At 67.6% G+C, this 9699-nt stretch carries 8 protein-coding genes; all 8 read right to left on the minus strand.

Features of this window, described 5'->3' with window-relative positions:
* The coding region (gene gyrA, locus AB1609_08665) for a DNA gyrase subunit A (protein ID MEW6046540.1) at nucleotides 1-2432 on the minus strand (2432 nt) is incomplete at its 3' end.
* 78 nt (nucleotides 2433-2510) lie between these two features.
* Nucleotides 2511-4442 (minus strand): DNA topoisomerase (ATP-hydrolyzing) subunit B, encoded by a 1932-nt coding sequence (gene gyrB / locus AB1609_08670; GenBank protein ID MEW6046541.1) that lies wholly within the window; start codon nucleotides 4440-4442, stop codon nucleotides 2511-2513.
* 66 nt (nucleotides 4443-4508) lie between these two features.
* Nucleotides 4509-4868: an extracellular matrix regulator RemB gene (remB, locus tag AB1609_08675; protein ID MEW6046542.1), complete on the minus strand. Its 360-nt coding sequence runs from the start codon at nucleotides 4866-4868 to the stop codon at nucleotides 4509-4511.
* A 13-nt stretch (nucleotides 4869-4881) separates the two neighbouring features.
* A complete protein-coding gene (gene recF / locus AB1609_08680; protein MEW6046543.1) occupies nucleotides 4882-6042 on the minus strand; it encodes a DNA replication/repair protein RecF in 1161 nt (386 codons plus the stop codon).
* Nucleotide 6043: 1 nt separating this feature from the next.
* Nucleotides 6044-6271 carry an RNA-binding S4 domain-containing protein gene (locus AB1609_08685; GenBank protein ID MEW6046544.1) on the minus strand — a complete coding sequence of 76 codons (228 nt, stop codon included), beginning with the start codon at nucleotides 6269-6271 and terminating at the stop codon, nucleotides 6044-6046.
* A 34-nt stretch (nucleotides 6272-6305) separates the two neighbouring features.
* A complete protein-coding gene (gene dnaN / locus AB1609_08690) occupies nucleotides 6306-7436 on the minus strand; it encodes a DNA polymerase III subunit beta (protein ID MEW6046545.1) in 1131 nt (376 codons plus the stop codon).
* A gap of 320 nt (nucleotides 7437-7756) precedes the next feature.
* Nucleotides 7757-9133, minus strand: coding sequence for a chromosomal replication initiator protein DnaA (gene dnaA / locus AB1609_08695; protein ID MEW6046546.1), 1377 nt, complete (start codon nucleotides 9131-9133; stop codon nucleotides 7757-7759).
* Between the two features lie 132 nt (nucleotides 9134-9265).
* Nucleotides 9266-9699 (minus strand): ATP-binding protein (locus tag AB1609_08700; GenBank protein ID MEW6046547.1); only part of this gene is annotated, 434 nt, incomplete at its 5' end.

The following is a 9699-nucleotide window of genomic DNA, read 5'->3' on the forward strand; positions in this document are numbered from 1 at the left end:
GCCCCGTCCTTCGTCGCCGCGATCTGGCCCAGCGCCGATACCGTGTCGCCCGGATCGAGCCGCATGAGCAAAACCCCGCGGGCCGTCCGGCCCTGGCGCGAGACGTCGGAGACGTTGAGCCGGATCATGACCCCGCGGGCCGAGATGAGCATGACCTCGTCGCCCTCTTCGACCACCCGCGTGCCGACCACCGGGCCGTTTCTGGTGCTCTCGCCGATGGCGCGCACGCCCTTGCCGCCGCGCCGGGTCAACCGGTACTCTTCCACCGGCGTTCGCTTGCCGTACCCGCGCTCCGTGACCACCAGCACGTCGGCGCCCCGCCGGGCCGCGTCCATGGCCACCACCCGGTCGCCGGGGGCGAGGCGGATCCCGATGACGCCCCTGGCCGACCGGCCCATCGGCCGCACCTCGTCCTCCGAGAAGCGCACCGCCTGGCCGGACCGGGTCACCAGCAGGATCTCGTGCTCGCCCTCCGTGAGGCGGACGCCCACGAGCCGGTCGCCCTCGTCCAGGTGGCAGGCGATGATGCCCTGCCGGTTGGTCTCGAACTCCGAAAGCGGCGTCTTCTTGACCACCCCGTTGCGCGTGGCCATGAAGAGGTAGCGGCCCTCGTCGAAGCGCGTGACGGCAATGGCCGCCGCCACCGACTCGTCCGTGGACATGGCGAGGAGGTTGTAGATCGAGGTGCCCCTGGCTCCCCGCGATGCCTCTGGGATTTCTCTGCCTTTCAGGTGATACACCCGGCCCATGTCCGTGAACAGCAGCACCCAGGTGTGGGTCGTGGCGATGAACAGGTGCTCGGCGAAATCCTCGTCGCGTGTGGCCATGGCCGAGATGCCCCGCCCGCCGCGGCGCTGGCTGCGGTACGTGGAGGTCGGCTGGCGCTTGATGTACCCGTTGTGGGTCAGGGTGATGACGATGTCTTCGAGGGCCACCAGGTCGTCCTCGGTGACCTCCGGCTGCTCTTGCGCGATCTGCGTTCGCCGGGCGTCGGCAAAACGCCGCCGCAGCTCCAGCAGCTCCTGTTTGATCACCCGGTACACCTGGTCGATGTCCCCCAGGATGGCGGTGAGGCGCTCGATGGTCCTGGCGAGTTCGGCGTGCTCCTGGTCGAGCTTGCTGCGCTCCAGGCCGGTCAGGCGGCGGAGCTGCATCTCGAGGATGGCGTTCGCCTGGCGCTCGGTGAGCCCAAAGCGTTCCATGAGGCCCTGGCGCGCCGTGGCCTCGTCCTTCGCCGAGCGGATGAGCTGGATGACCTCGTCGATGTGGTCGAGAGCGATCCGCAACCCCTCGACGATGTGCAGCCGCTCCCGGGCCCGTTCCAGGTCGAACCTGGTGCGGCGGGTGACGACCTCGACCTGGAAATCCAGATACTGGCGTAGCGCCTCCCGCAGGCTCAGCACCTGGGGCGTGCCGTCCACCAGCGCCAGCATGATGACGCCGAAGGTCTCTTCGAGCTGGGTGTGCTTGAAGAGCCGGTTGATGACGACCTGCGGCTGGGCGTCCCGGCGCAGTTCGATGGCGATCCGCAGGCCTTCCCGGTCCGACTCGTCGCGCAGCTCCGTGATGCCGTCGATGCGCTTTTCCCGCACGAGGTCGGCGATCTTGGCGATGAGCGCGGCCTTGTTGACCATGTAGGGCAGTTCCGTCACCACGATGCGCATGCGCCCGCCGCCCATCGGCTCGGTGGTGAGCTTCGCCCGCACCCGGATGTGGCCCCGGCCGGTCAGGTAGGCCTGGCGGATGCCGCCGGTGCCCATGATGATGCCGCCCGTGGGAAAGTCGGGGCCCTTCACGACCTTGAGGAGCTCCTCGTCGGAGGCGTCGGGCCGGTCGATGAGGAGCACCACGGCATCGATGATCTCGCCCAGGTTGTGTGGCGGGATGTTGGTGGCCATGCCCACCGCGATGCCGGATGCGCCGTTGACGAGCAGGTTCGGGATGCGCGCGGGCAGCACCACCGGCTGCTTCTGGGTGCCGTCGTAGTTGGGGACGAAGTCGACGGTCTCCTTGTCGATGTCTCGCAGCATCTCCATGGCGATGGCAGAGAGGCGGGCCTCGGTGTAACGCATGGCCGCCGGTGGATCGCCGTCGACGCTGCCGTAGTTCCCATGTCCTTCCACCAGGGGGTAGCGATACGAAAACTCCTGGGCCATACGCACCATGGCCTCGTAGATGGGGGCATCGCCGTGGGGGTGATACTTCCCCATCACCTCGCCCACGACCGCGGCCGACTTCTTGAACGGCCGGTCGGGGCGCAGGTTGAGTTCGTTCATTACGTGCAGGATGCGCCGCTGAACCGGCTTCAGCCCGTCGCGCACGTCGGGCAGCGCGCGGTCTACGATGACGCTCATCGCGTAGTCGATATAAGACCGGCGCATCTCGTCCTCAAGTTCGATGGGGATCACTTTGCCGATGCGATCAACTGCCATCTTCCAGTTCCCTTCAAACCGGTACGAGAGGCGTCAACGCCCGTCTCTTGCCGGCGCCAAGGCAAAAGCGTCGGCCCCTTAAACGTCCAGGTTGCGCACCTCGCGGGCGTGATCCTGGATGAAGCGGCGGCGCGGCTCCACCTGCTCGCCCATCAGGATGGTGAAGATCTCGTCGGCGGCGACCGCGTCCTCCAGCGTGACCCGGAGAATCGATCGGGTCTCCGGGTTCATGGTCGTCTCCCAGAGCTGCTCGGCGTTCATCTCGCCGAGACCCTTGTAGCGCTGGATCTCCACGGCGTTCGAGCCGAGCTGTTTCAACAGCCTCTCCAGTTCCGCGTCCGAGTAGCAGTAGTGCTCCTTCTTGCCCTTGCGAACCCGGTAGAGGGGTGGCATGGCGATGTAGACCCGGCCCTGTTCGATGAGCTCGCGGGTGTAGCGGTAGAAGAACGTCAGCAGCAGCGTGCGGATGTGCGCTCCGTCCACGTCGGCATCGGTCATCAGGATGATGCGTCCGTACCGGGCCCTGGAAATGTCGAACTCATCCCCGACGCCGGTGCCGAGTGCCGTGATCATGGCGCGAATCTCAAGATTGGACAGGATTTTCTCCATTCCGGCCTTTTCGACGTTGAGGATCTTGCCCCGCAGCGGCATGATGGCCTGAAAGCGCCTGTCCCGGCCCTGCTTCGCGGTGCCGCCGGCCGAGTCGCCCTCCACCAGGAAAAGCTCACACTCCTCCGGGTCGGTCAGGATGCAGTCGGCGAGTTTCCCAGGAAGCCCGGTGCTCTCCAGGGCGCTCTTGCGGCGGGTGAGCTCCCGGGCTTTACGGGCCGCCTCGCGGGCCCGCGCGGCCGTGATGCACTTCTCGAGGATGCGGCGGGCCTCCTGGGGATGCTCCTCGAGGAACAGGCTGATGGCCTCTCCGGCCACCGAGTCCACCTGGCCTTTGACCTCGCTGTTGCCAAGCTTGGTCTTGGTCTGGCCCTCGAACTGCGGCTCGCGGAGCTTGACGCTGACGACGGCCGCGAGGCCCTCCCGCACGTCGTCGCCGGTCAGGTTATCCTGGCCCTCTTTCAGCATGCCGAGCTTGCGCGCCGCATCGTTGAGCGTGCGGGTGAGGGCCGACCGGAAGCCGGCCAGGTGGGTCCCGCCCTCTGTGGTGTGGATGTTGTTGGCAAAGGTGATGACGGTCTCCAGGTAGCCGGTGTTGTACTGAAGGGCGAGTTCAATGATGGTCCCGCCGATCTCCCGGTTGGCGTAGATGACGCTGGGATGCAGGGGATCCTTGTTGCGGTTGAGGTAGCGGACGAATTCGACGATTCCGCCCTCGTAGTGGAACGACTCGGACCGGCCCGTCCGCTCGTCCGTAAACCGCAGCATCAACCCAGCATTCAAAAAAGCCAGATTTCGGAGGCGCTGGAGGATTGTTTCGTCGTCAAATTCAGTCGTTTCGAAGATTTCAGGATCGGGCTTGAAGCGCACCAGCGTGCCCGTTCCGTCGGTCTCCCCAACGGCTTCGAGCTCGGTCGTGGGCTTACCTCGGGAAAAGCGCTGGCGGTAAAGCTTGCCACCCAGCCTGACCTGCACCTCGAGCCATTCCGAGAGCGCGTTGACCACCGAAACACCCACGCCGTGCAGGCCGCCGCTCACCTTGTAGCCGCCGTCCTGCCCGAACTTCCCGCCGGCGTGGAGCGTGGTCAGGACGGTCTCCACGGCGGGCCGTCCGGTCCTGGGGTGAACCTCGACCGGAATCCCGCGGCCGTTGTCGTCAACGGAAAGCGACCCGTCTGGATGAACGCGCACGTCGATCTCGGTGCAGAAGCCGTTCATGGCCTCGTCAATGCTGTTATCGACCACCTCGTAGGCGAGGTGGTGCAGCCCGTGTTCGTCGGTGCTGCCAATGTACATGCCGGGCCGGCGGCGGACGGCCTCCAGCCCTTCCAGCACCTGAATCTGCTCGGCTCCATACGGGGTCGCGCTGGCCAGCTTTTCGTTCTTTCGAGCGGGGGTCAAACGTAAAGGCCTCCTCTACCCAGCAAAAACCGCGAACTCCAGCTTAATTATACCCGCGCCCTTCTGTCAAAGGCTTCGACGCCGCCTGCGAGCCGTCCGCCGCCGGGATCTCCCCGATAGGACCGCTATCCCGCCCTCCTCGCGCTCGGTTGCCCACGGAGTGGCCGCCCGCCTCCGAAGGGTGAGCGGGGAGATGGGCGAGACGTAGATGCCGTAAGCCGTGACGACCAGTGACGTCCCCACGCCATCCCCGACCACGGTGACTCCGCCGGCGTGGTCGCCCCCTCTCACGATCTGGTCGACGGAGAGCCCGCGCCTTTGCATGGCGGCGAGATCCACGATGGCCACCACGTCCCGGGCCCTGACGACGACGTCGCCTCCGAGATGCACGTACAAAGCGAACATCCGCCCCTTCCCGGCCCCCAAGGACCCGCCCTTTTCACGAGCCCGGAACAACTTCCAGCCGTCCCGCCGAAACCCTCCACACCCGAACCTCCCCGTGGCCCCGCGCGGCCGCTGCCAGGGCTTCGGCGTCGGTGCCGGTGAGGAAGATCTGCGCCTCACGGGGCAATACGGCAAAGAGCCTCCGCCGCCGGCCCTCGTCCAGCTCGGAGGCCACGTCGTCCAGGAGCAGCACCGGCGGCTCGCCGATACGTTGTTTCATCCAGCCCCACGCGGCCACGAACAGGCTGACCGCGGCCGTGCGCTGCTGTCCCCTGGAGCCGAAGTAGCGCAGGTCGGTGTCGCCCAGGCGGATCTCCAGGTCGTCCCGGTGCGGCCCGGCAAGGGTGGCCCCCCTGGCGAGCTCGGCGGGGCGCAGGGCGCGAAGCCGCGCCAGAAGGCGCTCTGCGGCCTCCCCGGGCCCGCCGGGCTCCCCTCCGCCGGCCCCGGGCCCGTTCGCCGTGGAGCGGTAGCGGAGCTTGAGCGCCTCGCCGCCCCCGGTCATCTCGTCCTGCGTCCCGGCGGCCCGCCGTTCGAGCTCCCGCACCAGCTCCTGGCGGCGCTCCGTCAGTTCGCCCCCCACCTCGGCCAGCTGCTGGTCCCAGGCGTCCAGGAGCACGGGAGCCGACTCGCCCGCCGCTCTGTCGCGAGCACCGCGAAGCAGGTGGTTTCGCTGGGAGACGATGCGCGTGTAGCGCAGGAGCGCATCGCGGTAGACGGCGTCCACCTGCGCCAGGGTGACGTCCAAGAACCTCCGGCGCTGCGCCGGCGCGCCTCTCACGACGTCCACCTCGTCGGGAGAGAACCACAGCACGGCCAGGCTTCCCACCACGCCAGCGAAGCGCCGGACGGCCTTGCCGTTTACGAAGAACGCCCTCCGGCCGCTCCGGTGCAGCACCAAGCGAAGGTCCCGCTGCGAACCGGAGGCGTCCATGTGCAAGGCCGCCTCGACGCTGGCCGCCGCCCGGCCGAAAAGCACCAACTGCCCCTGGTCCGCCGCCCGCAGGGAACGGGCCCCGCTCAGCACCCAAATGGCCTCGAGCAGGTTGGTCTTGCCCTGCGCATTGGCGCCGGCGATCAGGTTGAGGCCGCCGCCCGGTTGCAGTTCGGCCTGCGCGTAGTTGCGGAATCCGGCAAGCCGCAGTCGCGCGAGGCGCACGCTAACCCAGCCGTGCGATGACCACGAACTGCCCCCGCCCCACCACTTCCACCTCGTCGCCCGGGTGAAGCTTGCGGCTGCGGTGCAGTTCCCTGCGCCCATTGACCTTGACGAGGCCCTGGGCCACCAGGAGCTTGGCCTCGCCACCGGTACGCGCGGCCCCGCTCAGCTTCAGGAACTGCTGAAGCTCGATGGGTTCGATCTTGATGCTGACCGGGACCGCTGCCACGCCGAGAGCTCCCTTCCTGGCCGAAACCCGGCTTCTAACCGAGCCGGACGGGCATCACGATATAGCGGTAGCCGGCGTCGCCTGGCACCTTCACCGTGCCCTGCCGCGTGGGATCCCCGAGTTCGAGAAGGATCTCCTCGCTGTCGAAGGCCTTGAGCACGTCCTCGAGGAACCGTGCCTGGTAGGCCACCTGGAACGGCGGGCCCTCCACCGCCGCCTCCACCGACTCTTCGCCCTCACCCACGTCGGCCTCGGTGCTGCGCAGGACGACCTGCCCGTCCTCCACCTGGATCTGCACCACCGCAGGCCCGCGCCGGCTCAGCAGCGCGGCCCGCTGAATGGCCTCCAAGAGGGGCTGTCGCTTAAATCGTACCCGCCGGGGCAGATCTTCGAGAAAAACCTGCTGATACGGGGGGAAGTTGCCCTCGATGAGCCGCGTGACAAGGGCGGCCGAGGGGGAACGCAGGGCCGCCAGCCGCTCGCCGACCAGCATCTCCACGGCGCTCTCGGCCGGCAGCGACCCGCATATCCGCTGCATCTCCTCCAGGGCCCGGGCGGGCAGGATGGCACGAGGCGAGAAGAGCCCGGGATTGCCAAGCGGTTCGACCTTCTCGGCTGACAGCCCCCGGTAGGAGAGGCGTGAGCTATCCGTGGCCACCAGCCTCACCTGGGTACCCTCGACTTCCAGCAGGACTCCGCTCAGCACCGGGCGCTGGTCGGAGCTGGCGGCGGCAAAGCGGCTCTGGCCTATGGCGCTTTCCAGCACCCCTGCGGGGACCTGGATCCGCCACCCGTCGTTCAGCTCGGGGAAGTCGGGGAAGTCGTCGGCAGGCATGGAAACCAGGGAAAAGCGCGCACCGCCCGACTGGATTTCCACGGTGCGCCCGTCTCCCGCCGTGCGGATGTCCACCTCCCCGGCCCCAAGGCGCCGCACCAACCCGCTGAAAAGGCGCGCGTCCACCACCCGGGCCCCGGCCTCTTCGACCCGAGCGTTCACCGACGCCGAGATACTCATCTCGAGGTCGGTCGTGCGCAGTTCGGCACGCCCCTCGCCGGCCGAGATGAGAACGCCGCTGAGTACCGGGACGTTCTCTCTGGCCGCAGCGCCGCGCTCGGCCAGCGCGAGAGCCAGGGCGAGTTCCTCACGAACGCAAACCAGGTGCATCAAGGCCCCACCTCTCCCGGTCTTTGCCCATGACGGACAGCGTGCACGTGGCTACGACCACCAGATCGACAACAAGCTGATGAAAGCAGCAATAGAAGGGGCGGTGGACAGCCCCCTGAAAGGCGGACGGAGGCCGTCGTTGCGGCGCCGGTGTCGTGTGGAGAAGTGGCGGGAAGAAGCGTGGAAAAGCGGGGAGAACTCCCGCAAAGAGGCGGTGAAAACGTGAGGGCTGTGGAAAGTGGCCCGTCCTTTCCACAGGCTTTCCACGGGTTTCGGTGGCTTTTCATCGGTTTTTCCCACACCCCAAGGATCGTTCGTTTTCAGGACTGGCTCAGGCGCTGGCGCAGGTGGCGCAGCAGATCCCGGAGCGCCGGGTCCGTTCGGCTCATGGCCTGGATCTTTTCCACCGCGTGCAGCACGGTGGAGTGATCCCGGCCGCCGAACTGTTCGCCGATGTGGGGCAGCGAGGCCTGGGTCAGCTCGCGAGCGAGGAACATGGCGACCTGGCGCGCCAGCGCCACGTCCCGGGTGCGGCTCTTCCCTTTGAGTTCCGCCGGCGAGAGCCCGAAGTGCTCGCCCACGACGTTCTGGATGCGCTCGATGGTGATGGGACGGCGCTGGGACTCGGAGAGATCGCGAAGCGCCTCGGAGGCGACCTGGACGCTGGGAGGTGACCCGGCGAGGCGCGCGGCGGTTGCGACCTTGCGCAGCGCACCCTCGAGCACCCGGATGTTGGAGCGGATCGCCTCGGCGATGTAGCGTAGCACCTCGTCCGGCATCGGTACGTGGTCCGTCTCGCAGCGCTTGCGCAGGATGGCGAGGCGCGTCTCGAAGTCCGGAGGCTGGATATCGGCCAGCAGGCCCCACGCAAAGCGGGAACGCAGGCGCTCCTCGAGCTTGGGGATCTCGGTCGGCGGGCGGTCGCTTGAGAGCACGATCTGGCGTCCTGCCTCGTAGAGCGTGTTGAAGGTATGAAAGAACTCCTCCTGGGTGCTCTCCTTACCCGCTGCGAAGTGAACGTCGTCGAGCAACAGGACGTCGACCGAGCGGTAGCGATTGCGGAACTCGGGCATGCTACGGCGCTGGAGCGAGTCCACCAGGTCGTTGGTGAACGCCTCGGTCGTCACGTAGAGCACGCGCAGGTGCGAGCGCGTGCGGAGGAACTGGTGGGCCACGGCCTGGAGCAGGTGCGTCTTGCCCAACCCAACGCCGCCGTATACGAAAAGGGGATTGTAAGGGCCTCCCGGGTTGGCCACCACGCCGAGGCAGGCAGAGTAAGCAAAACGGTTGCTGTTGCCCACCACGAAAGTGTCGAACGTGTAGCGGGGGTTGAGCGTCTGGCCGGAGGGGGCGGGCGGATCGGAATCGCCCTCTGGGGGCACTGCTGCCGGCACAGAAGGCGACGCGGTCGGGGACGCCTGGTCCGGCTGAGGAAGCTGCCCGCGTTCACCCGGCGCTACAAGCTGCACCCGGAACTGCCTGCCCGTCAGCGAGGAGAGCGCCTGGTCGAGAGCCGCACCGTAACGGGCCCGCGCCCAGTCCCGGGTGAAAGGGTCGGGCACCTCTACAAGCAGGTAGGCTCCCTCGATACCGAGCGGGCGCGCGGCGCGAAGCCACCCGTCGAACCCCGGGCTCATGCCTTCCTTTTCACTCAGCAAAGAGATGGTTGCGTACCATAGCTCCGAAAGCGAGCCCATGCATAGCCCTCCAGGTCATTGGCCGTCGGAGAGACCGACACGGCCAGGCCGTTGACCGGGCTTCTGAGCGCCACTCGCGCTGGTCTTTTCGAGATGGCGGAAACCCGCGGCGTTGAGTCAAAGGTGCGCTCCTCACCCGCGGTGGAGCGCGGCGCCCATCTCCTCCCGAACCAGGCGCTCGACGGCCGCTATCCCCTCAGCCGTGAGACGGCGTTTTCCCGAACCGTCCGACGCCACGAGGCCCATGCCCTCCAGGGCCACCAGCTCCCGGAAGGCGGTGGTCAGGCTCAGCCCCAGGTGCTGGGAGACCGCGCTCGGGCCGACTTCATCCGCGTCCGCCAGGAGCAGCACGAGACGCTGCTGGCGGGGGCTCAGGCTCTGCGGCGGGGGAGAGGCCGCCCGGGCCGCCAGGCGAGCGTCCCGGGAGGGGGTGGGTGCGGGCGGGCGAGCAGCAGTCAGGGGATTGGAGATATGGGGTGGATGCAGCGTCACGACGGTGCCGCCGGCAAGGTTGTCCTCGATCGACAAAGACCCCCCTAGCCTGTCCATGAGCTGTCTCGCAACGG

The organism is Bacillota bacterium, assembly GCA_040754675.1.
In the GTDB taxonomy this organism is placed as follows: domain Bacteria; phylum Bacillota; class Limnochordia; order Limnochordales; family Geochordaceae; genus Geochorda.